The organism is Nocardia cyriacigeorgica (assembly GCF_010858045.1).
Lineage (GTDB): Bacteria > Actinomycetota > Actinomycetes > Mycobacteriales > Mycobacteriaceae > Nocardia > Nocardia cyriacigeorgica_E.
Genome location: NZ_JAAGVC010000001.1, coordinates 109798 through 132847, shown reverse-complemented (window position 1 = coordinate 132847; position 23050 = coordinate 109798). Strand labels below are relative to the sequence as shown.

Sequence of the window (23050 nt, the reverse complement as noted above, 5' to 3'; positions counted from 1 at the left end):
CGTCCGGCATCCGGCCCGGCACCCGACGTCCGGCATCCGGCCCGGCACCCGACGTCCGGCATCCGGCCCGGCACCCGACGTCCGGCATCCGGCCCGGCACCCGGCACCCGGCACCCGGCACCCGGCACCCGGCACCCGGCACCCGGCACGGGAGTATCAGCGTCCACCTTCACCGTGAAACAGCGAACGGCCCCGGCGAGCGCACCGGGGCCGTTCTACCGTGCGACTACTTACAGTTCCGGCAACTCGTAGTTACCCACCTGCGACGCGAGCACATTGAGGTGCTCGAGCCCACCGCCGAGCGTGCGCTCGATGGCGGTGAGGCGGGCAACGTAGTGACCCACCGGGTATTCGGCCGTGACACCGATACCACCGTGCATCTGGATGGCCTCCTGACCGACGTGGCGCGCGGATCGGCCCACCTGCAACCGGGCCCGCGAGACCGTGACGGCGTCGTCCTTGCCGTCGGCCAGCGACGCGGTGAGGTAGAGGCTCATGCTGCGCGCCAACTCCAGCGACACATACATATTGGCCGCGCGCTGGGTCAGCGTCTGGAACTTCGACAGGGTGACCCCGAACTGCTTGCGCGTCTTCAGGTATTCGGTGGTCAGCCGCAGCGCCTCCTCCATGGCGCCGATGGATTCGGCGCACAGACCGGCCTGAGCCTGCGCGAGCACCGACCGCACCGCGGCGGAGGAATCGGCGTTGTCGCCGAGCAGTTCCGCCGGGCTGGAATCGAATTCGAGCTGGGCGCCGCGCTGCCCGTCGACGGTGGCGTACGGGGTGCGGTTGACACCCTTGGCGTCGGCGGCGACCAGGAACAGGCCGACACCACCGTCCGGCAGGGCCGCGCTGACCACGAACTCGTCCGCGCAATCAGCGTGTGCGACCGGGTTCTTCACACCCGCGAGCACATAGGCGTCGCCCTGCGGCACCGCGCGCGTGGTGATCTCCGCCGAGGGCCAGCGGATACCCGGTTCGGCATGCGCGAAGGCGAGCAGCTTGTCACCGGCGGCCAGCCCCGGCAGGATCCGCTGCCGCTGGTCGGCCGTACCCGCCGCGGCCACCAGCCCACCCGGTACGAGCACCGCGTCCAGGATCGGTTCGGGCGCGAGCCTGCGCCCGACTTCCTCGAGGACCAGCATGGTCTCCACCGGACCGGCGCCCATGCCGCCGTCCTCCTCGGTGAAGCTCAACCCGAGCACCCCGAGTTCGGCCAGCTGGCGCCACACATCGCGGCTCCAGCCGAGTTCGGTCTCGGTGACCTTCAGCCGGGTTTCGGCATCGTAGGTGCGGGCCAGCAGTTCGCGGACGGTGTCGCGCAGCATGACCTGTTCATCGGTGAGATCGAAATCCATGGTGTCGCCTCACAATCCGAGGATCGTGGAGGCGATGATGGTGCGCTGCACCTCGCTCGAACCTCCGTAGATGGTTGTCTTGCGATAGTTCAGGTAGCCGGGGCCGCTGCGCTGGGCCCAGCCGGGCGAGGCGATGTCGTCCGCGCCGACCGGAAGGGCGTCCGGGCCGGCGATGTCGAGCAGCAGCTCGGTGGCCGCCTGCTGCAATTCCGAACCACGCAGCTTCAACACCGACGACGCCGGATTCGGCTTGCCGTCCGAGGAGTTGGAGACCACCCGCAGCTGCGTCAGCTCCAGTGCCAGCAGTTCGTTCTCCAGTTCGGCCACCCGCGCGGCGAACAGCGGATCGTCGAGCAGAGTGCCCGACCCCGACCGGGTGGCGGCGGCGTATTCCTTGGCCACCCCGATCTTGACCTTGGTCCGGCCGACGCCGGTGATGCCGGTGCGCTCGTTGCCGAGCAGGAACTTCGCGTAGGTCCAGCCCATGTTCTCCTCACCGACCAGCTGATCGGCGGGCACCCGGACGTTTTCGAAGAAGACCTCGTTCACCTCGTAGCCGCCGTCGATCAGCTTGATCGGGCGGATGGTGACGCCGGGCGATTTCACATCGAAGAGCAGGAACGAGATACCGGCCTGCTTCTTCGGCGCGTTCGGGTCGGTGCGGACCAGGCAGAAGATCCAGTCCGCGTACTGGGCCAGCGTGGTCCAGATCTTCTGGCCGTTGACGATGTAGGAATCGCCGTCGCGCACCGCGGTGGTGCGCAGCGAGGCCAGGTCCGAGCCGGCATCGGGTTCGGAGAAGCCCTGGCACCACCAGATGTCGAGCGCGGCGGTGGGCGGCAGGAAGCGCTGCTTGAGCTCTTCGGAACCGAAGTGGGCGATGACCGGGCCCACCATCTGGGCGTTGAACGTCAGCGGCTCCGGCACGCAGGCGAGTTGCATCTCGTCCTGCCAGATGTGGCGCTGCATCGGCGTCCAGTCCTTGCCGCCCCAGGCCACCGGCCAGTTGGGCACGGCCAGGCCGTTGTCGTTGAGGATCTTGTGCGCGGTGACGATGTCCTCGCGTGACAGCTCGTGGCCGTATTTGACCCGGTCACGGATGTCGGCGGGGATCTCGTTGCGATAGAACGTGCGCAGCTCGTCGCGGAAGGCGACGTCGTCGGGGGAAAGGGCTAGTTTCATACGCATCTCCCTGCGTGTCTCGTATCTCCCGGACCAACCTACCCCTTGGAGATCGTGCATTGTCGAGTGGATCACAACCGGGCGACACGCGTACCGATGCTCTGATGGGCTGATCTGCGCCGTCGCCGCGAGCAACCCCGGCGGACAGCTGCCACCCCTGGTACGTTGCTGCACGGGACGCGGGCCGTCCCATGGTTCGGATCGAGGGAGTTGAGTCAGTGAACGGCAGAACCATCGCACGTGTGACCGCGGCCACGGCTTGCCTGGGAGTAGGCGCCGCCCTGACGTTCACCGCGACGGCCACCGCCGATCCGGCGCCGACCCCGGTCGAGAAGGGACTGACCGCGCTCGCCGACCGCGCCGAAGGCGACAAGGCCGCGACCGCGGGTGTCGGGGCGCTGCGCGACTACACCGAGCTGGTCGATGTGGCGAAGCTGCGCGAGATCAACGGCGCCTTCGCCCCCTTCGCCTATCCGGCGCCCACCTTCGGTTGCGGCGTCAACGGCCTGGTCACCACGATCATCGGCGCGGGAACGGCGAACGGCCCCAGCGCCAACGTCGGCCTCAACAGCGCGCCGGGCACCCTCATGTTCCACGCCACGCCCGCGCATTCCGGCGTCCCGCTGTCCTCGGGCCTGGTGGTGGCGTGGGTGAACATCAACAACGGGGCCAGCGGCATCGACATGCTCGACGAGCGCACCGAACTCGGCACCCCGGCGCTGGCCAAGACCGTCAACAGCGGGCCGGGCACGGTGCTGGCCTCGATGTGGGGCACCATCGATTACCCCGGCGCGCGCTGCGTGATGATGCCGACCGTCGGCACGTTCTCCGTGGCCGAGCAGCCGGTGCAGCTGCCGCCGCCCGCCGAGAGCCCGGCACCGGCTCCCGCCCCGGCCCCGGCGCCCGCACCCGGCGATTCCGGCAATGCCGGTTCCGGCGAAGCCGTGGCGCCGCCCGCACCCGAGCCCGCTCCGGCGCCCGCTCCTGCCGCGACCACCGCGCCGCCCAAGCCGCAGGTTCCTGCCGGCACTCAGGTGCAGGGCGGGCGCTGAGCGTAACGGGCCGTCCGAGCCGGGCGGCCCGTATTACTCTCGGCCGCCACACCCCGCCTGCGCGGGGACCACTGCTGATCCGGCAGATCCATCGCGACCAAATGTGGATCATCCCCACGTGGACGGGGACTGCCGGCCGCTCGTCAGACCCTCTGCGCGGCCAGCGGTTTCGATCGTACGCTCAACCGTTCCGCTCACCTGCTGACCGGACACTGCCGAAGAACTTGCCGATGTCTGCGGCGTGCGCAGTCGGAACTTCCATCGCGACGAAGTGATTGCCCCGATTCCCCTCCGGCCAGTGCACGATGTCGTTGTCCCGCTCCGCCAACCGCCGCATCAACGCCGACCCGCCGCCGTAGGTCCCCGTCGGCACCAGCCGCTGACCTTTCGGCCACGCGAACCCGCCGTCACCGAGACCGTTGTACATCGGCCACGACGACGTACCCGCGGTGTCGGTGAACCAGTACAGCGCGATATTGGTGAGCAGGTGGTCGCGGTCGATGGTGTACTCGGGCAGCGGCGAGAACTCGTGGAACTTCTGCACCATCCAGGCCAGCAGGCCGACCGGCGAATCGGTCCAGGCGTGCGCGAAGGTCTGCGGGGCCGCATGCAATAGCGCGTGGTGATCGACGCCGGTCATCCACTGCTGCATCAGATCCCATTCGGCGCGTTCGTCGTCGGTCATGGCCGGGACGTCCGCGGCGGTCGGCATGCCGATACCGCCGTCGAGGTGCACGCCGATCACCCGATCCGGGGCCGCGATGGCCATCTCTGGTGCGATATAGGCGCCGAGGTCGCCGCCCTGGACGCCGTATCGGTCGTAACCGAGCCGCTCCATCAGCGTCACCCACATCGCGGCCACCCGCGCGGTACTCATGCCGGGCTCGGCGGGCGGGGCCGAGAAGGCGAAGCCGGGCACCGACGGGACCACCACATGGAAGGCCACGGCGTCGTCGAGACCGTGCGCCCGTGGGTCGGCGAGCAGGCCGATGGTCTTGCTGAACTCGACGAACGAATTCGGCCAGCCGTGGGTGAGCAGCAGCGGAATCGCCTCCGGGTCCGCCGAGCGCACATGAACGAAATGCACATCGAGACCGTCGATCTCGGTGATGAACTGCGGAAACTCGTTCAACGCTGCTTCATGGGCCCGCCAATCGAATCCGGTGCGCCAGTATTCGGCCAGCTCCTTCAGGTAGTCCAGCGGAACCCCGCGCTCCCAGCCCTCCCCCGGCAACCGGTGGGCGCTCCAGCGGGTACGGGCCAGCCGCTCGTGCAGGTCGTCGAGGTCGGCCTGCGGGATGTCGATCCGGAAGGGGCGAATCGGGAACATCGGTTTCTCCTGTGAGCTAGGGGGTGATCCGCGGACTACGCTAGGAGCCATATAGGACTGATCAGGTCCTAGTTATCGGGAACCCTCGGGAAATATGAACGACACTCCGGAACGCCTGCTGCGGCTGCTGTCGCTGCTCCAGACACCACGGGAATGGCCGGGTAGCGAACTGGCCGCACGGCTCGGCGTCACCGGACGTACCGTGCGCCGCGATATCGAGCGGCTGCGGGATCTGGGGTATCCGGTCGAGGCGACGATGGGCGCGGCCGGTGGTTATCGGTTGGTCGCCGGTGCCGCCATGCCGCCGCTGCTGGTCGACAATGACGAGGCCGTGGCGCTGGCGGTCGGGCTGCGCGCAGCCGCCGGGTCGGCCGTCATCGGCATCGAGGAGGCCTCGGTGCGCGCACTGGCCAAACTCGAGCAGGTCCTGCCCGCGAAATTGCGGCGCCGGGTACGGGTGCTGGGGACCGCGCTGATGGTGCCGTCGGGTGCGGGAGTGGGAGTGGACGCCGACGTCCTCACCGCCCTGGCCGTCGCGGTGACCAATACCGAGCGGGTGCGCTTCGACTATCGCGACGGCGCGGGCGCACGCACCGCCCGGCACGCCGAACCGGCGGGCCTGGTGCCGTCCCGGCGGCGCTGGTATCTGGTCGGCTATGACCTCGACCGCGAGGGCTGGCGGATCTTCCGGGTGGATCGGATCGACCGTGTCCGCCCGACCGGCGCCCGGTTCACCCCGCGCGCCCTGCCCGCCGAGGATCCGGCGGCCTATGTCGCGGGCCGCCGCACCGATTGGGGCACGCCGATGCTGCGGGTCCGCGTCACCATCGAGGCGCCACTGGCCCGGGTCGCCGGCCGGCTCGGTGACGATCCTGGCGACCTGATCGAGGTCGGCTCCACCTCCTGCCGGATGGACTGCGAGCGCGACGACTCCCCCGAATGGCTGGCCCAACGCCTGCTCGCCCTCGGCGCGGAGTTCCAGGTACACGAGCCGCCCGAACTCCGGGACCGCGTCCGGGACCTCGCCGAGCGGGCGCTGCGAGCTGTTCGGTAACCGGACTGCTCGATGATTCCGACGGCGAATCCACCGCCGACGACGTCGACGTCCCGCGCCCGCCCAGCTGTGACGGATCCCATATTCGAGCCCGCAAAACTACGCACCAGTACCAGAACGTGAGTCCCCAACTGCCCCAAGAATTCTGCGACGATGCGGTGATGGGTTACTTCGACGGCGCGCGCGGCCGGATGCATTATCGGCGGTGGCCGGACGAGGGCCGGGTAGCGGTGCTGGTACTGCTGCCGGGCATCGGTCAGCACAGTGGGCATTACCACCGGTTCGCGCGGGTGCTGCGCGGCGCGAACATCGAGATGTGGGCGTTGGACACGGCCGGACACGGACTCAGCGAAGGCGATCCAGAACAGCCGGGCACGCTGCGGGAACTGGTGGCAGACGCGGTACCGATGATCGAACTGGTCCGGGCGCAAGTCCCCGAGACACCGCTGATCCTGATGGGCCATTCGCTCGGCGCGGTCACCGCGCTCGGCGCACTCGGCGCGGCCATCCCACCGGCGGAGTCCGCCGATCCGGACGCGATCCGCGGCACCGACACCGTCGCCGCCGACTATCCGCTGGTCCCGGCATTGCCCGCGGACACGCTGACCGCACTGGTGCTGTCCGGGGTGCCGCGCCGCGCGCTCGGCGGCGGGGCGCCGGAGGCCGCGGGAACGCCGCTGCCGCCGCGGCTTCCGGTGCTGGCCGTGCACGGCGCCGACGATCGCCGCGCCCCGGTCGAGGCGATGCGGGTATGGACTGAGCGCCACGAATCGGTAGATTTGCGGGAGTACGCCGACGCCGGGCACGATCTGCTGCACGAGCCGGTGCACGCGCGGGTCGCTGCCGACATCGCGGAGTGGACGCTGGGAGTCGTCAAGGGGTTGGCACGGCGCTCGTGACCGACAGCTGCGCAGGCAGCTCGATGGGAAGAAGGGGGACGAGGTGCAGCGCAACGATATCGCCGCACTCGGTACCGCGATCGACAACGGAGATCTGTGGATCGACGGTGTCCTGGTGGCCGAGGGGGCGCACGAACAATGCGCCCTGCGCTACGAACAGCTGGCCGATCAGGTCGACATCCAGATCCAGCAACTCGCCGCTGCCACCACACTGCCGGGTTTCGGTGGCTTCGCCTCCGGTGACGCACTGCGCCGCGGATTCGAGGGCAAGGCCGGCGACGCCATCGCGCAGCTGCGCGACTACGCGGCCGCCGCGCGCGGCCTCGCGCACACCTTCCGCGCCGCCGCCGCGGCCTACCGCGATACCGACGACGCCGTCGCCGCCGCCACCAGGAAGGTGGCCGCCGATGCGTAATATGCCGCGCGCCGCCGAACGCGGCGCTCACCAGCGCGTCGACCCCGACTACGCGTCGACGGTCGAGATCTTCGACAACCTCACCCACCAGCAGATCCATGCCGCCGTGCAGCAGCTGGCCCCCGCCACCCTGCTGGCAGGCCAGCAGACCTGGCAGAACACCGCCACCGGCCTGACCGATGCGATCGACCAGGCGCACACCGAGATTCGTTCGGCCATTGCCGACGGCTGGCGCGGCGCCGCCGCCCAGCAGGCCGCCGCGGCGGTGCGCGATTTCGAACAGTTGGGCAGGCAGCTCGCCGATGTGATGACGGTGGTCGGGCAGCGGCTCGGGCAGGCAGGTGATGCGGCCGAGGCGCTGCGTGGCGCGGTGCCCGGCCCCTCGGAGACCGAGCCGGATCTGGCGGCGGCGCTGCTGGATCCTTCACGCGCGAGCGAGAACGTCACCGCGGCCAAGTCCGTCGAGAACTCCCGCCAGGATGTGGTCCGGGTGATGGAGAGCATCTACACCAGCGCGTTCATCCCCACCGGTGCCGGAATCCCCGCGTTCCCGGACGCGGTGGCCGGGGCAGCGGCCGATCCTGCTCCGGAAGCCGCGCGGCCGGGCCCGGTGTCGATCGTGGTCCCGGATACCGCCGCGGGCAGGCCGGTCACGCAACCGGCCGCGGTCGGTGCCGTCATCGGTGTCCCCGAGCCCGAGGCGGGGCAGCAGCCGGCGGCGCCGGCGGCCGAGGCCACGGAGCCGGGCGCCGCCGCCCCGCCGACGATTCCCGCGGCCGCCGCCGCACCGCTCGTCGCGGCACCGGAGGCAGCACCGCAGGCGCCGCCCGCCACCACCCCGGCCGCCGCGACCACCGCACCCACCGCTGTCGCCTCGGCGGCACCGGTCGACCGCCCGCCGGCAATGCCGGCCACGGCACCGGCATCTGCTGTCACCTCTCCAGCATCCGTCACGGCCCCCGCCTCGGTTCCCGCGAACACCAGCGGCGACGACCAGCGCAAACGGGAAGAGAAGCGGCAGGATTCGCACGGCTCGAGCAGCGAAGCCATCACCGGCATGAGCGCCGGCGCCATGGGCGGGCTGATGGGCGGCGCGCTGGCCGCCGCCGACACCACCCGCTCGGGCCAAGGCCCGGTCCCGCCGAAGCAGGCGCCGGCCAAGACCGACGAATTCGACGACGAGGACGACGACCTGCACTACGTCGACGACGAACTGACCTTCCTCGAACCGGGTGGTGCGGGCGGTGAGCTGATCGGCTCGCTCGACCCCACCACGCCGCCGGTCCTCGGTGAGTGGACCGAGCACGAGTGAACTGGAGCATGACCCCGGACCAGTTCGCCATGGCCTGGTCCCGGACCGACGGCGACCGCATCCCCTACCCGCTGGCCGTGCGACTGTCGGCGCGTGACACCGCCGAACGCGCCGCGCAACTGCCCGCGCTGACCGAATGGTGTGAACGCACCCTCGACGCCGACCTGGAGGCCGCGCTGCGCGTGCTGGCCCGGCCGGACGTGTGCGTCGAGGTGTTCGGTGAACGCAGCGGTGAGGACGGCGCGCCCACGCCGGTCCGGGTGCTCGGCGCCGCCAGCGGCAATGTCGCGGTGGTCGCCGCCCAGCGCCCGGGCAGTGCACCGGACCGCGGTGCCGAGCTGACGGTGATCGCCGGCGGCGCCACATCACTGCCCGGCCGGGTGGTGTCGATGCTTCCCGGCTTCCCGGCGGGCACCGGACCCCGGCTCAACGCACCGCTGTCGCGGGTGATCGAGGACAGCCGCAATCTCGTGACGATGCCCGTCGCCGGGCCCACCGAACCGGCAAGGATCCGGACCCTGCTGCGGCAGCGCCGCGACGGCATCGGCCAGATCGTGGTGTCGGTGCGGCGTAACGAGGAACTGGATCCTTTCGGGGTGCTGTGCTGGGTGGATCTCACCGACGACGGCCGCTACCTGGTGCGCACCGGCAACAGCGTCGACATCGTCGCGGTGGACGCCGAACAGTTCACCGGGCATCTGCGGCCGATGGTCACCGCCGCACAGCGGCGCACCTTCGCCGACCACTGGTGAGATCCCCCGGTCCGGTGACGCTCTCGGGCTAGACGTCGGCGCGCAGTAGCTCGGTCACTTCGTGGTCGGCGAGTTGATGGAAATCGCGGTAGGCATTGCCGACACCGCCGAGGCTGGGCGGGACCAGCGGGCAGACCACGTCGTCGGCTTCGAGTGCGACCCGGTCCATGGCTTCGGCCGAGGCCACCGGCACCCCGACCACGATCTGGTCCGGCATCCGCAGCCGCGCGACCCGGCAGGCGACCAGCATGCTGGCACCGGTGGCCATGCCGTCGTCGACGAGGACGACGGTGCGTCCGCCCACCTCGAGCGCCTCGCGGTCGCCGCGCCAGACGGCCCGGCGACGTTCGAGCTCGGCCCGCTCGACGGCTTCGATCTCGTCGACCCGGTCATGGGTGAGCCCGGTGTGGGCCAGCACGTCGGTATTGATCACCTTGGCGCCGTCCTCGCCGATGGCGCCGACCGCGAGCTCGGGCTGCCAGGGCACGCCCAGCTTGCGCACCAGCAGGATGTCCAGATCGCCGCCGATCACCTCGCGCACCGCGGCGGCCACCGGCACCCCGCCCCGCGGCAGACCGAGCACCAGCGGATTCGACGCGTGCAGGTAGGACAATCTCTTACCCAGCGCGCGACCGGCGGCGGCACGATCGCTGTACACCATTACTTCGAACGCTACTCCGACACGCGCTCGACGACCTCGAATCGCCGCAGGTCCAGGCTGGGGTTGGCCAGCCGCACCTCGTGCACCCGTGCGATGTCGGCGGTCGCGACGAGCACGCCCGGTTCCTCGCCGAGTGCGGCCAGGACGACGCCGGCCGGGTCGACGATCATCGATGATCCCGCGCCACGGTGCGCACTCTGATCGGCGGCCGCGACATAGACGGTGTTCTCGATGGCGCGGGCGCGCAACAACGTCGTCCACTGCTCGACCTTGCCCGGTCCGGGAATCCATTGGGCGGGCAGCAGCAGGGCCTGCGCGCCGGCCGCGGCCACCCGGCGGCAGCCCTCGGGGAAGCGCAGATCGAAGCAGGTCTGCAAACCGAAGGTGAGCTCGCCCACGGTGAACGTCGCGGGATCGGTCACGGCTCCCGGCCGCACGACCTCGGATTCACGGTGGCCGAACGCGTCGTAGAGGTGCACCTTGCGGTACTGCGTCAGTAGCGTCCCGTCCGGTCCGAGTGCGACCAGTGTGTTGTGGATGCGGCCCTCTCCCGGCGTGGTCGTCTCGACCACACCGGCCACCAGATGCACGTGGTAATCGGCGGCGATCGCGGCGAGTCCGGTGACGAACGGCCCGGTCAGCGGCTCGGCGACGGCTACGACCCGATGGTCGAGCCTGCTGACGGCGAACATCGAATACTCCGGCGCGACCACCACCTGCGCCCCGGCCTCGGCGGCCGCGCGCACGTGCTCGCGCAGCTGATGCAGATTCTGTGAAGGCTCGGTCGAGGGCGCGAACTGGACCACCGCGACCTCGACGCGCCCGGACCCGGTCGCCGCGGTCGCGGCCGTGTTCTGCGGTTGCATAGGTCTCACCGTATTGGCCCGGTGGCCGGGACAGCCACCGCAAGGCAGTAAACTGCTGCTCAATGAGCACAAATCAGGTCGACAGCGTTTCCAGCGACGACGAATCCGCCGCCGCGGGCGGCGATACCAGCCCTGTCGACCCCACGTTCGCCGATCTCGGCATCGATGACCGCATTCTGCGGGCCATCGCCGATGTCGGCTACGAATCGCCGTCGCCGATCCAGGCCGCGACGATCCCGCCACTGCTCTCCGGCGCCGACGTCGTCGGTCTGGCGCAGACCGGCACCGGCAAGACCGCCGCCTTCGCCATCCCGATCCTGATGGGGCTGGAGGCCGGCGGTAAGGCTCCACGCGCGCTGGTGCTCGCCCCCACCCGTGAACTGGCCATCCAGGTGGCCGAGGCCTTCGGCCGGTACGCCACGCACATCCCCGGCCTGCATGTGCTGCCGATCTACGGCGGTCAGAGCTATGGCGTGCAGCTGTCGGGGCTGCGGCGCGGCGCGCACGTCGTGGTCGGCACGCCCGGGCGCGTGATCGATCACCTGGAAAAGGGCACGCTCGACCTGTCGCAGCTGCAATATCTGGTGCTCGACGAGGCCGACGAGATGCTGAAGATGGGCTTCCAGGAGGACGTCGAGCGCATCCTCGCCGACACTCCGGCCGACAAGCAGGTCGCGCTGTTCTCGGCCACCATGCCCGCGGCGATCCGCAAGATCTCCAAGCAGTACCTCAACGATCCGGTCGAGATCACCGTCAAGGCCAAGACCTCCACCAACGTCAACATCACCCAGCGCTGGGTGCAGGTGTCGCATCAGCGCAAACTCGACGCACTGACCCGCATCCTCGAGGTCGAGTCGTTCGAGGCGATGATCATCTTCGTGCGCACCAAGCAGGCCACCGAGGAGCTGGCCGAGAAGCTGCGGGCCCGTGGTTTCTCCGCCGCCGCCATCAACGGCGATATCGCGCAGGCCCAGCGTGAGCGCACCATCGGCCAGCTCAAGGCGGGCACGCTCGACATCCTCGTCGCCACCGACGTCGCCGCCCGCGGCCTCGACGTGGAACGCATCTCGCATGTGGTCAACTACGACATCCCGCACGACACCGAGTCCTATGTGCACCGCATCGGCCGCACCGGCCGCGCGGGCCGCTCCGGTGAGGCGCTGCTGTTCGTCGCCCCGCGCGAGCGGCATCTACTCAAGGCCATCGAGCGCGCCACCAGGCATCCGCTCACCGAGATGCAGCTGCCCAGCGTCGACGACGTCAATGCCCAGCGAGTGTCGAAGTTCGGTGACGCCATCACCGAAAACCTCAACTCCGCCAACCTCGCGCTGTTCCGCAAGTTGATCGAGGAGTACGAGCGCGAGCACAACATCCCGCTGGTCGATATCGCGGCCGCGCTGGCCGTCGGTTCCTACGACGGCGACAACTTCTTCATGGAACCGGAACCGGAGCCGGTGGAGCGGCCGCAGCGCGAACGGTCGCCGCGCCGCTTCGACGACGAACGTCCCGGCGGTTCCGGCGGACGGCATCGGGCCACCGGCGCGGAGCTGGCCACCTACCGGATCAGCGTCGGCAAGCGGCATCGGGTGGTGCCGGGCGCGATCGTGGGCGCGATCGCCAACGAGGGCGGCCTGCGGCGCAGCGATTTCGGTCATATCAGCATCCGGCCCGACCACAGCCTGGTCGAGCTGCCCGCGAATCTGCCGCAGGAGACGCTGGAAGCGTTGCGGCGCACCAGGATCAGCGGTCAGCTCATCCAGTTGCAGCTCGATCAGGGCCCGCCGGGGCAGCGTTCGTTCACCCGTGGCCCGCGCCGGGAGCGCGATTCCGGTAAGCGCTACGAGCGGCGCAAGCCCCGGTCCTGACGCCACGCCGGGCCGGGCAGGCTGCGGCGCGACCGGATCCGCTGGCTAAGGTGTTGCCGTCCGGTGCGCAAGGAAGCGCTGACCGGTGTCCCGTCCGGGCACAGGAGGGCCGCGTTTGTTCGTGTTCGGTGATCGTGTCGTCAGCACCGCCGCAGACCTCGCCCGCGCCGCGCGGTGCGAATTCGCGATGCTGCACGCCCTCGACGCCGATCTGGGCACCGCGAGTGCCGCGCCTGCCGCAACCCCATCGCCGAACTCGACCGAGGAGAACCGGCGGGCCGAACGGGCCGTACTGCTGGCGGAGCTGCGGCGACGGCACGGCGCCGATCTCGTCGAGATCGGCGGCTTCGCCGAGCAGACCGAGCTGGATCGCGCGGACGGCGATGTCGCGGCCGCATTGACCGCCGCCAACGCCGACACCCTCGCCGCACTACGGGCCAAGGCACCGGTGATCGCGGGCGCGATCTTCTTCGACGGCGAATTCGCCTGCCGCGCCGATTTTCTGGTGCGCGCCGCGCATCGCGTCCGGTATCGCGTGCACGGCGTCGGCGAGGACGACGTCGACATCACCTCGGCGCTGGAACTGGCCGGTTGCGCGGCGGCGATCGAGGCGGCCGGGATTCCCGTCGACCCGCTGATCGCGCAGTCCCACCGCGGCCGGACGCATACATTGCCCGTGGCGGAACTGCTTCCGGTGTTTCGCGCGCGCCGCGCACGGGTCCGTCACATCGTGGACGAGAAGCTGGGCGAACTGCTGCCCGCCCAATGGGGCGACCCGCGCTATCTGGCCTGCGGACGATGCGCGGTGTGCGTCGACGCGCTCACCAGCGCCCGCGATCTGCTGCTGGTGGCCGGGATGAACGGCACCGCGCGGGCCCGGCTGCGCGAGTCCGGGATCGGCACCATCGACCGGCTGGGCACGACGGCCGAGCCGCTGCCGCCCGTGCCCGAGCTGGGTCCGCGCACCTTGCTGCGGCTGCGCAGACAAGCCGAGATCCAGCTGCGCCGTGACGATTCCGGCCGTCCCGCCCACACCACGATCGATCCCACCGCGCTCGGCGCACTGCCGGCCCGCACCCCGGGCGATCTCGCCCTCACCATCGACCCGGCACCGGCGGATCAGCTGCGCGTCGAGCTCGCCGACGCCGCCGGTGTGCACGTGTCACTACTGGTTCCGGCGGCACTCGACAATGCCGGCGCCGAGACCCGGACACGGCAGCGCGCGGCGTTCGACCAGGTGCTCGACATCATCGCCCGGCGCAGGCGGATCCACCCAGGACTGCACGTGTTCCATTACACCGCGGCGGTCCGCTCGGCCCTGCTGTGCGCGGGTGGCCGCTTCGGCACCGGCGAGGATCTGATCGACGAATTGCTGCGCGGCGGCGTTTTCGTCGACCTGTATCCGATCGTGCGTAGCGCGCTGCTGATCGGCGTCGACTCGTACGAGCCGGCCCGGCTGCGCGCGCTGTTGCCCGCGCCCGAACCCCGCGCGGATGCCGACCGCGACTGTGTGACGGTGCTGCGGCTGCGCGACTGGCTGCTCGACCGCGCCGCTGAACTACACATCGCACCGGCCGCGCCCGCCGCCGAGCGCCGCGCCGCGAGGCTGGAACCGCTAGGTCGGCCGACTCCACTGGAAGCCGCCCTCGCCGAATTCGCCGAGCGCGTACCGCAGGACGAGCACATAGCCGCGAGCGCGGTGGCAACACCTGCTGTGCCGGCCGCACCGGGCGAGCCCTTCCCCGCGGCGGCTACCACCGCACCCTCACCGACGCGTGCGACGCGGAGAACTCCGCACGAGCCCGATCCGGCCGCGCCGATCGGCGACACCGGTGCGGCAGCGGCCCGGTCCCTCGGCTCCACGCCGGTCGAGAACCCCGATTCCGCATTGGACACGGTGATCGAGCTGCGGTGCGGATCAACCGAATACGAGGCAGTTGCTCCAGGCACGGCCGAATACGAGGCAGCGGCTCCGAGCTCGGCCGGGCACGAGGCGGCGGTTCCGGGCTCGACCGAGTACGGGCCAGCAGCTTCGGGCTCGGCCGAGTATCGACCAGACGCCGAATCCAGTGCCCGCCAGGTTGCTTCGCTGATGTCGGCGGCACTGGGATTCCGGCGCCGGGAACGGCAGCCGCTGTGGTGGGCGCATGCCGATCGGCTCACCCATCCGGTGGACGAATGGCCGGAGGCGCCCGGTGTGCTCGTCGCCGATTGGGGCACCGTCGACACCAAATGGCACATCGGCCCGCGCGGGGATACCGTGCGCCGATTCATCACGCTGACCGGGCGAATGGGCGCGGGCAGCGGGCTGGCGCCGGGCACGTCGGTGCATACCTTCTACGACCGTCCGGTGGCCGAGGGCATGGTCGCGGCGGCCGGGCAGCGTGCGACGGCGACCGCCACGGTGCTCGGATGCTCGGTGGACGCGGAGTTCGACGACACCGTCCGGCTCGAGGAGCGCCTGCCCGCGGGCTGCGCCCCGTTCGACGATCTGCCCACCGCGATCGCACCCGGGCTGCCAGCTCCCGATGACCACGTGCACACCGCGATCGAATACCAGGCCCAGCAGCTGCTGATGACGTTGCCGCAGATCCCGGCCGGCGCGATCTTCGACATCCTCGCCCGCCGCCCACCCCGGCTGCGCGGCGGTGGACCGCTGCCCCGGGTGCACGGTGACCACGCCGCCGCCATCACCGAGGCGGTGCGCTCACTCGACGATTCCTATGTGGCGGTACAGGGCCCGCCCGGCACCGGCAAGACGGCGACCGCGGCGCGGGTGATCGAGCGCATGGTCACCCGCTATCGATGGCGGGTCGGCGTGGTGGCGCCGACGCCGGCGATCGTGGAGAACCTGCTGGACGCCGTGGTCGAGGTCGGCGTGCTGCCGCAGCTGGTGGCCAAGAAGGACGTCACGATCCCGGCGCCCGAATGGGCCGTCATCGAGGCGGGCCGGTATCGGCGCTTCCTGGACAACGCGATCAACGGCTGCGTGATCGGCGGCGCCCCGGCCGATTTCGCCGACCCGGAGCTGGTGCCGTATCGGGATCTGGATCTGCTGGTGATCGCCGACGCCGGGCGATTCCCCCTGGCCGACGCGGTCGCGGCCGCGGTGAGCGCGCGCAACCTGCTGGTCATCGGCGATCCGGTACCCGCACCAGCACTCACCCCGAGCGTCCCGTTCGCGCCCGTCCAGCGCCTCGGCGCCGCCCATCCGGAACCGGTCGGCGCATCAGTGCTCGGCCGGCTCATCGACGACCGTGACACGCTGCCCGCCGAGCGCGGCTATTTCCTGGACCGCACCTGGCGAATGCATCCGCGGGTGGCCGAACCCATTTCGCGGCTCTACTACAGCGGCCGATTGCGCGCCAGCGACACCGTCACCCGGGCCCGCCGCCTCGCCGATACCGAACCCGGCATCGACACCGTGCTGGTGGACCACCACGGCAATGCGAGCGAATCGGTGGCCGAGGCCCGCGAGGTGGTGCGCCGGGTGCGCGCGCTGCTCGGCCTGACGTGGACGATCGGCGCGACGACGCGGCGGCTGCATCCGCACGACATCTTCGTCGTCACCCCGTATCGCGCTCAGGTGGCGCGGATCTCGACGCTGCTGGCCCGCGCCAAGATCGACGATGTGCTGGTGGGCACGCCGGAGTTGTTCCGCGGGCGGGAGGCGGCCGTGGTCATCGTGTCCCTGGCGACGTCGAGCCCGGCCGATGCGCCGCACGGGCTGTCGACGCTGATCTCGCGCACGCTCGTGCAGGGCGCGCTGTGCCGAGCGCTGTGGAAGGCGATCATCATTCGCTCTCCCCTGCTAACCGAGTACCTGCCCAGCACACCGGCGGAACTGACCGAGTTGTCGCGCTTTCTGCGTCTGGGCTGAACCGAGCGCGCGGCCGCCGAATTCGCCGCCGCACATACCGGTTGGGAGTACCCGTATAACGGGCCGACGATTGCGTTCGGCCCGCTCGGTTACGACTCAGCGAAATGGCGGCATGGGGCCCGCAATTATTCAAACCAGTCGGTTTCGTATTTCGGCGTTCTTATTTCCGACTACTACAGCCGGTAATTTTCGACCCCTATTCCGCGGTATACGCCCCGCTCAGCCGAAGCATTTTCCTTCGCCGCGATAGGTCAGCACGGCGGTGCGCTCGCCGTCGCCGTCGACCAGGTGCACACGGTCGAACCGCTCGCACAGCTCCCCGGCCTTGGCGTGGCGCATCCATACCCGATCGCCGATCCGCAGGTGGGCGGCGCCGGTCACCGGGGTCTGCACTTCTCCCGCGCCCTCGGTGCCGATCAGTCGTAAACCGGTGGGCCACACCGGCTTCGGCACCCGCGACGCACCGGCCGGGCCGGAAGCGATATAGCCGCCGCCGAAGAGGGTGGCGATCTTGTCGGCGGGTTTGCGCACCACCGGCAGCGCGAAGAACAGCGACGGCGTGACGCTGAACGCGCGGTAGTCATCGAACAGCGTGGGCGCGTAGAGGCCGGATCCCGCGGTGACCTCCGTGACGACGGCATCGGCCGTGCTGACCTCGATCGATCCAGTTCCGCCGCTGTTGACGATCTGCAACGGCCCGGCCACCGACCGCACCGCATCGACCACCGCACCGCGACGGCGGCCGATCTCGGCGGCCGAGGCCTTCTTCACCAGCCGCACCGCGATATTGCTGTCGGGCAGGCCCGCGATCTGGGCCTCGTAGGTCATCACACCGACTACGTCGAAGCCACGGCGAAGCGCCGCTTCGGCCAAGACGGCGGCCTGTTCGGGACTGCGAATCGGTGAGCGCCGCACCCCCAGATGCAGCGGCCCGATACGCAGCGAGGCATCCACATCCAGGCAGACCCGTGGCCGCACGTTCTCGCTGCCGACCGCCGCCCGGATGAGGTCGAGCTGATCGACATGGTCGATCATCAAGGTGATGGCGTCGCGCAGCACCGGGTCGGCGCCGAGTTCGGCCAGCGCGGCACGGTCGGTGACGGGGTAGCCGAGCAGCACATCACGCGCGCCGAGCCGGACCAGCCAGATGGCCTCGGCCAGCGAATACGACATGATTCCGGCGAATCCGCCGTCGGCGGTCAGCCCGGCACCGAGGACCTCTTCGAGCACGGCGCGGCAGCGCACGGATTTGCTGGCGACGCGAATGGGAACGCCACCGGCGCGGCGCACCAGGTCGGCGGCATTGGCGCGCAGGGCAGCCAGGTCGAGGGCGGCGAGGGGCGGCTCGAGATCGGCGGTGGCGGCGTGCAGCCGCGCGATCGGCGACGTTTCGGTCACCCCACCCACTCAACCATGCAACTGGTCAGGCGTCCAGTACTGCGCGGAGACCGGTTACGCGTCCGCGGCGCGGGTGGCCAGGCTCGATACCAGATCGTCGAGCACCACCAGGATCGTCTCGTCGTCGCGGTCGGCCAGCCAGCGCAGCACCGCGCCCTGCAAGACCGATACGACGTAGGCGGCGATGGCTTCCACCGGCTCGAGCCACTGCGCGCCCGCATGCCGGGCGCACAACTCCAGGAAGACGACGGCCTCGGCATCCATGTCCTGGAACAGGCCCGTCCCGGCGGCAGAATCGGCCTCGGTCTCGCCGTCCCAATGCTCACGCAAGCGCTGGACGGCCTCCTCGTAGGCCTCCAACTGCTTGGCCGGAGTGGCCTTCACCAACGGCCAGTAGGCGCTGAAACCGGCGTGGAGCAGCACTCGCAGCGCGCGCACACCGTGCATATCGAGCGAAGCAGCCGCATTCTCGACTGCCTCGCAGACGGTCGGCCGCAATCGGGCCTCCACCAATTCTCCACGTGCGATCAACGACGACTCCCTCGGCGAACAGATCTCGCGTACCTCGTCGGCCGCGATTCACTACCTGGCGGGCACTTGTCGGGAAAGTGCAGCCCATCCAGGCAGCGTTCATCAATGGTAGAAGGTTTTCAGGGTTTAAGAACTAGTTCCATGGGCAAATTCAGACTAAAAGATTGTTTTGTTACCTAAACGGAACGCTGTCGAACTCTTCCGCACTGCGCTGGAATCGCTTCCGCGAACATCACTCTCGCCCCTCCCCGTGTACGGCACAAAGCATCGATCAGCGTACGACATGATCGACTCCACGGCCCGGGCGCTGTGTCCGATCACACAATTGGACCTCGCAAAACGGACATCTGGCCGTGCCCGTCCGGTGAACGTTAGCCTGAGCAAGTGACTCTCTCGCCCCTGGCCGGCCACCTGCGGATCCCCGGCACCTTCAACTTCCGCGACCTCGGCGGCCTGCCCACCGCGAGCGGCGGCACCATCCGGCCCGGCGTCCTGCTGCGATCGGCACAGCTCAGCAGCCTGGACGAGACCGGCCACGCGGTGCTGCGCGAACTCGGCGTGCGCGCCGTGCACGACCTGCGCGGCCAGCCGGAGATCGCCAAACACGGCGCCGACCGATTGCCCGACGGCATCCGGCTCATGGTCACCCCGTTCGACTCCGATATGGGCGAAGCGCCGCCGCACGATCCGGCGACGGGCGCGGCCAAGGCGCACATGATCGAGGTCTACCGGATGTTCCCGGCACGTCCGGAGGCACACGCGGCCATCCTCGCCCTGGCCGAATCGGTCGTGCGCGGCGACGGCGCGGTGCTCGTGCATTGCGCGGCGGGCAAGGATCGCACCGGCTGGGCCATCGCGACGCTGCTGCGCGCGGTGGGCGTCGACGAGCCGGACGTGCTGGCCGACTACCTGCTCAGCAACTCCGCGGTCCCGGTGCTGAAGGCGATGCTGATCGAGAACCTCGGCCCGGATCACGTCTTCTCCGACGACCTGCTGGGCGTGCGGGAGGAGTACCTGCGCAGCGGGCTGGACTCGGTGCGCGAGCTGCACGGCGATATCGACCGGTACCTGGATGCCGTCGGCCTGACCGCCGAGTTGCGCGCACGCCTGCGTGAACGCCTGGTCGGCTGAGCGGCCCGGTTACGCGCTGCGCCGAACCAGACCGTCGGCGCCGATGGTGACCTGATCGCCGGTATGGAACCAGGTGCCGGTGAAACGAGCCGCGGTGGCCTTCGGGTCGTTCCAATAGCGGCGGGTGACGTTCGGGCCCCGGCACAGCAGTTCGCCGTGACCGTGCCCGGCGCGCGGACCCCACAGCGCCAATTCGGTGCCGCCGAACGGCAATCCGAGCACCGTCGGATCGGCGGGCGAATCATCGACGGCGAGCCCGATGCCGCTGGTCTCGGTGGCACCCCAGACCGCCCACTGGCGCGCGTCGGGGAACACCGCGCGCACTTCGTCCGCGTCGAGTCCGGCCGTCTGGCGCTCGGCGCGATGGCCAGCGGTGCTGATGCGCGCCACACTCTCGGTACGCAGGCCGTCGGCGCGCTCGGCGGCCAGCTCCGGCAGCAGGGCGCCGAGGACGCGCGGGGTCGCGGCGATCATGTCGATGCGTTCGGCGGCAAGGGTTTCGGCGAGCCGTCCGGTATCGGGCGCGAGCACAACGGTGCCGCCGACGGCGAAGGTGGGCAGCAACTGGTCGACGCAGCCGCTGGCGTGCGCCAATGGCAGCAGCACCAAGTTGCGTAATCCGTCGGTGGGCAGATCGAGGGCGCCGACCACCGAACGGATGGCCGAGAGCAGGTTCTCGTTGGTGAGCTCGACGCCCTTGGGGAGCAGCGGGCCCGGGGCGGTGCCGCTGGTGTAACAGAGCAGGGCGAGATCGTCGAGGGCGGCGCCGTCGTCGATGAAGGCAGCACCGTCGGGCAATTCCGCCTCGGCGACGCCACCGGCCCTGGTGGAGCCGCAGCCGCGGCCACCGGAACCGAGGACGAAATCGGCGCCGCTGTCGGCGATCACGCGCTCGGCGACCGCGGCCGGTAGCCCGTCGTGCACCAGCACCGGCACGGCGCCGCTGAGCAAAGCGCCGAGGAACGCCTGCACCCAGCGCGCACCGACCGGCAGGTGCACCGCGACCCGATCGCCGTAGCCGATGCCGTGCTCCTGCAGGCCGCCCGCGATGCGCGAGGCCGAATGCCACAGCTCCCGGTAGGTGAGCCGGGGCCCGCCCACCTCGACCACGGCCTCCCGGTTGGTGAAGGCATGCACCTGGAGGTCGAGCAGTTCGGTGAGCGCGGGGGTGAGATTGCCGTAGCGCAGCACGCCGTCGGCGCCGCGGGCCAGCGGATCGCCTGCCCGCTCCCCGGCCGGGTATTCGACCAGCAGACCGTCCTGAGCATCCTCGTTCGCGCTCGGCCCGATGAGCCTCGTCGTACCGTCTCTCATCGGACCTCCGCGTGCTTCGAACCGTCGGGCACTGTGACTATATGACGCAGATCACAAATTCGCGGTCGGAGTCGGCGAATGTTTCCGTGTCGTCATCCACGGATGCCCGGGAGCAAGGCCGATCAGCGTCCGGTATAGGTCGCCTTACCCGGACCGAGCTCCAGGAAGCTGCGGACCGCGCCACGCAGATCCTCGGTGGCGAACAGCTCGCCGGACACCTCGGGCGTCACCGAATCGGCATGCGCCACACCGCCCGAACGCCAGGCCTCGACGATCTTCTTGGTCGCGGCGTGCGCGCGGGTCGGGCCCTGCGCCAGCCGGTGCACCAGGGCGGTGGCGGCGGCGTCGAGGTCCTCGTGCACCCCGTTCACCACACCCCATTCGGCCATGGTCGCCGCGTCGTAGAGGTCGCCGGTCATGACCAGCTCGCGGGCCCGGCCCGACCCCGCGCGCTCGGCCAGCCGCTGCGGGCCGCCCATCGACGGCGTCAGCCCGACCACGATCTCCACCAGCCCGAACTTCGCCTTGGGCGCGGCCAGGATCAGATCGCAGGCCAGCGCGATCTCGAAGGCCGCGGTGAGGGTGAGGCCGTGCGCCGCGAACACCACCGGGCACGGCAGGGCCTCGAGCGGATGGCAGATCCTGGCGAACAGATCGCGCCAGAGCTCGGCGCCCTGCTCGGCGGTCAGGCCGTCGAAGGTGTGCACATCGACCCCACCGGAGACGACCTTGCCTTCGGCGCGCAACAGCAGCGCGCGCGGCGGACGCGCGGTCAACTCGGCGATATCGGCGACGAGGGCATCGAACATGGCCTGGTCGAACAGATTCAGCGGCGGATTCGCCAGAGTCAATGTCGCGATCTCGGCACCGTCGCCGACGATCTCGCGTTCCAGTCTGGTGGGTTTGGTGTCACTCATTCGGTCAGAGTAAAGCCCTCGCCTCGCCCCGGATCTGCGAGACTGTCGGTGTGACCAAGGCGGAATCGGAGGCAGGCAGCTACGTCGAGCCAGGCGAGTTCAAGCGTGACACCAACTACATCACTACCAGGATCACCGCGGACGGCCGAGACGGCTATCCGGTGGCGCCGGATCGGTACCGGCTGGTCGCCGCCCGCGCCTGCCCCTGGGCCAACCGCACCCTCATCGTGCGTCGCCTGCTCGGGCTCGAACAGGTGATCTCGCTCGGACTGTGCGGACCAACCCACGACAAGCTCAGCTGGACCTTCGATCTCGACCCCGGCGAGGTCGATCCGGTGCTCGGCATCCACCACCTGCGCGATGCCTACCTGGCCCGCTTCCCGGATTACCCGCGCGGTATCACCGTGCCCGCGATGGTCGATGTGCCGACCGGCCAGGTGGTGACCAACGACTACGCCCAGATCACCCTCGATTTCTCCACCGAATGGACCGAGTTCCATCGGCCGGGCGCGCCGCAGCTGTATCCGCCGCCGCTGCGCGCGGAGATCGACGAGGTGAACCGCCGGGTCTTCACCGAGGTCAACAACGGGGTCTACCGCTGCGGCTTCGCCGGCGCTCAGGACGCCTACGACGACGCCTACGACCGGCTCTTCACCGCCCTGGATTGGCTCAGCGACCGGCTGGCCGGGCAGCGCTATCTGGTCGGCGACACCATCACCGAGGCCGACGTGCGGCTGTTCACCACACTGGCCCGGTTCGACGCCGTCTACCACGGGCATTTCAAATGCAACCGCAACAAGCTCGCCGAAATGCCGGTGCTGTGGGCCTACGCGCGCGACCTCTACCAGACGCCCGGATTCGGTGACACCGTCGATTTCGGACAGATCAAGACCCACTACTACGTGGTGCACACCGATATCAACCCCACTCGCATCGTGCCCAAGGGCCCCGATCTGTCGAATTGGCTGACCCCGCACGGGCGCGAGGCGCTGGGTGGCAGGCCCTTCGGCGATGGCACCCCGCCGCCTCCGCCGCCGCTGAGCGAGCGAGTGCCCGCGCTGCGCGAGCCGCGGTAGGCAGCCGTTCTCCCGGCCGCCGGGCCGTGACCCGAACCACCGTGCCGATCGGCGCGC

General features: G+C 70.0%; 19 protein-coding genes. 10 read left to right on the top strand and 9 right to left on the bottom strand.

What is annotated here, in order from left to right; genetic code table 11:
* Positions 1 to 230: 230 nt before the first annotated feature.
* Positions 231 to 1358, bottom strand: coding sequence for an acyl-CoA dehydrogenase family protein (locus GV790_RS00615; RefSeq protein WP_163809331.1), 1128 nt, complete (start codon positions 1356 to 1358; stop codon positions 231 to 233).
* A gap of 9 nt (positions 1359 to 1367) precedes the next feature.
* Complete coding sequence (locus tag GV790_RS00610) at positions 1368 to 2540, bottom strand: acyl-CoA dehydrogenase family protein (protein ID WP_014352622.1); 1173 nt, start codon at positions 2538 to 2540, stop codon at positions 1368 to 1370.
* A gap of 242 nt (positions 2541 to 2782) precedes the next feature.
* Between GV790_RS00610 and GV790_RS00605 the strand changes: the two genes are divergently transcribed.
* On the top strand, positions 2783 to 3592 hold the full coding sequence (locus tag GV790_RS00605; protein WP_256672971.1) for a hypothetical protein: 810 nt from the start codon (positions 2783 to 2785) through the stop codon (positions 3590 to 3592).
* A 181-nt stretch (positions 3593 to 3773) separates the two neighbouring features.
* On the opposite strand, the gene GV790_RS00600 is transcribed toward GV790_RS00605, so the two are convergent.
* A complete protein-coding gene (locus GV790_RS00600) occupies positions 3774 to 4922 on the bottom strand; it encodes an epoxide hydrolase family protein (RefSeq protein ID WP_163809327.1) in 1149 nt (382 codons plus the stop codon).
* Between the two features lie 94 nt (positions 4923 to 5016).
* On the opposite strand from GV790_RS00600, the gene GV790_RS00595 reads away from it, so the two are divergent.
* From GV790_RS00595 to GV790_RS00575, 5 genes are all read left to right on the top strand, one after another.
* Positions 5017 to 5976 (top strand): helix-turn-helix transcriptional regulator, encoded by a 960-nt coding sequence (locus GV790_RS00595; RefSeq protein WP_163809325.1) that lies wholly within the window; start codon positions 5017 to 5019, stop codon positions 5974 to 5976.
* A gap of 161 nt (positions 5977 to 6137) precedes the next feature.
* Positions 6138 to 6875 carry an alpha/beta hydrolase gene (locus GV790_RS00590; protein WP_163809323.1) on the top strand — a complete coding sequence of 246 codons (738 nt, stop codon included), beginning with the start codon at positions 6138 to 6140 and terminating at the stop codon, positions 6873 to 6875.
* A 43-nt stretch (positions 6876 to 6918) separates the two neighbouring features.
* The gene (locus GV790_RS00585; RefSeq protein ID WP_163809321.1) at positions 6919 to 7290 is read left to right on the top strand and encodes a hypothetical protein; all 372 of its coding nucleotides are present in this window, start codon (positions 6919 to 6921) and stop codon (positions 7288 to 7290) included.
* Complete coding sequence (locus tag GV790_RS00580; RefSeq protein WP_163809319.1) at positions 7283 to 8602, top strand: PPE domain-containing protein; 1320 nt, start codon at positions 7283 to 7285, stop codon at positions 8600 to 8602. The genes GV790_RS00585 and GV790_RS00580 overlap by 8 nt, the downstream gene beginning before the upstream one ends.
* 8 nt (positions 8603 to 8610) lie before the next feature.
* On the top strand, positions 8611 to 9354 hold the full coding sequence (locus tag GV790_RS00575; RefSeq protein WP_163809317.1) for an ESX secretion-associated protein EspG: 744 nt from the start codon (positions 8611 to 8613) through the stop codon (positions 9352 to 9354).
* Between the two features lie 28 nt (positions 9355 to 9382).
* Here GV790_RS00575 and GV790_RS00570 read toward each other — a convergent pair whose 3' ends face one another.
* Positions 9383 to 10015 (bottom strand): phosphoribosyltransferase, encoded by a 633-nt coding sequence (locus GV790_RS00570; protein WP_163809315.1) that lies wholly within the window; start codon positions 10013 to 10015, stop codon positions 9383 to 9385.
* Positions 10016 to 10026: 11 nt separating this feature from the next.
* Positions 10027 to 10881 (bottom strand): carbon-nitrogen hydrolase family protein, encoded by an 855-nt coding sequence (locus tag GV790_RS00565; protein WP_163809313.1) that lies wholly within the window; start codon positions 10879 to 10881, stop codon positions 10027 to 10029.
* 62 nt (positions 10882 to 10943) lie between these two features.
* Between GV790_RS00565 and GV790_RS00560 the strand changes: the two genes are divergently transcribed.
* Together GV790_RS00560 and GV790_RS00555 are read left to right on the top strand one after the other, a co-directional pair.
* Positions 10944 to 12746 carry a DEAD/DEAH box helicase gene (locus tag GV790_RS00560; RefSeq protein ID WP_163809311.1) on the top strand — a complete coding sequence of 601 codons (1803 nt, stop codon included), beginning with the start codon at positions 10944 to 10946 and terminating at the stop codon, positions 12744 to 12746.
* Positions 12747 to 12867: 121 nt separating this feature from the next.
* A complete protein-coding gene (locus GV790_RS00555; protein ID WP_280212704.1) occupies positions 12868 to 16626 on the top strand; it encodes an AAA domain-containing protein in 3759 nt (1252 codons plus the stop codon).
* A 219-nt stretch (positions 16627 to 16845) separates the two neighbouring features.
* Here GV790_RS00555 and GV790_RS00550 read toward each other — a convergent pair whose 3' ends face one another.
* Positions 16846 to 18033, bottom strand: a complete 1188-nt coding sequence (locus tag GV790_RS00550; protein WP_163809309.1) for an alanine racemase — start codon at positions 18031 to 18033, stop codon at positions 16846 to 16848.
* Positions 18034 to 18078: 45 nt separating this feature from the next.
* Complete coding sequence (locus GV790_RS00545; protein WP_228806688.1) at positions 18079 to 18555, bottom strand: TetR family transcriptional regulator; 477 nt, start codon at positions 18553 to 18555, stop codon at positions 18079 to 18081.
* Positions 18556 to 18939: 384 nt separating this feature from the next.
* Between GV790_RS00545 and GV790_RS00540 the strand changes: the two genes are divergently transcribed.
* A complete protein-coding gene (locus GV790_RS00540) occupies positions 18940 to 19686 on the top strand; it encodes a tyrosine-protein phosphatase (protein WP_163809307.1) in 747 nt (248 codons plus the stop codon).
* Positions 19687 to 19695: 9 nt separating this feature from the next.
* On the opposite strand, the gene GV790_RS00535 is transcribed toward GV790_RS00540, so the two are convergent.
* The gene (locus tag GV790_RS00535) at positions 19696 to 21000 is read right to left on the bottom strand and encodes a class I adenylate-forming enzyme family protein (RefSeq protein WP_228806687.1); all 1305 of its coding nucleotides are present in this window, start codon (positions 20998 to 21000) and stop codon (positions 19696 to 19698) included.
* 122 nt (positions 21001 to 21122) lie between these two features.
* On the bottom strand, positions 21123 to 21917 hold the full coding sequence (locus GV790_RS00530) for an enoyl-CoA hydratase/isomerase family protein (RefSeq protein ID WP_163809305.1): 795 nt from the start codon (positions 21915 to 21917) through the stop codon (positions 21123 to 21125).
* 50 nt (positions 21918 to 21967) lie between these two features.
* On the opposite strand from GV790_RS00530, the gene GV790_RS00525 reads away from it, so the two are divergent.
* Positions 21968 to 22993, top strand: coding sequence for a glutathione S-transferase family protein (locus GV790_RS00525; RefSeq protein WP_163809303.1), 1026 nt, complete (start codon positions 21968 to 21970; stop codon positions 22991 to 22993).
* The last annotated feature ends 57 nt before the right edge of the window (positions 22994 to 23050 follow it).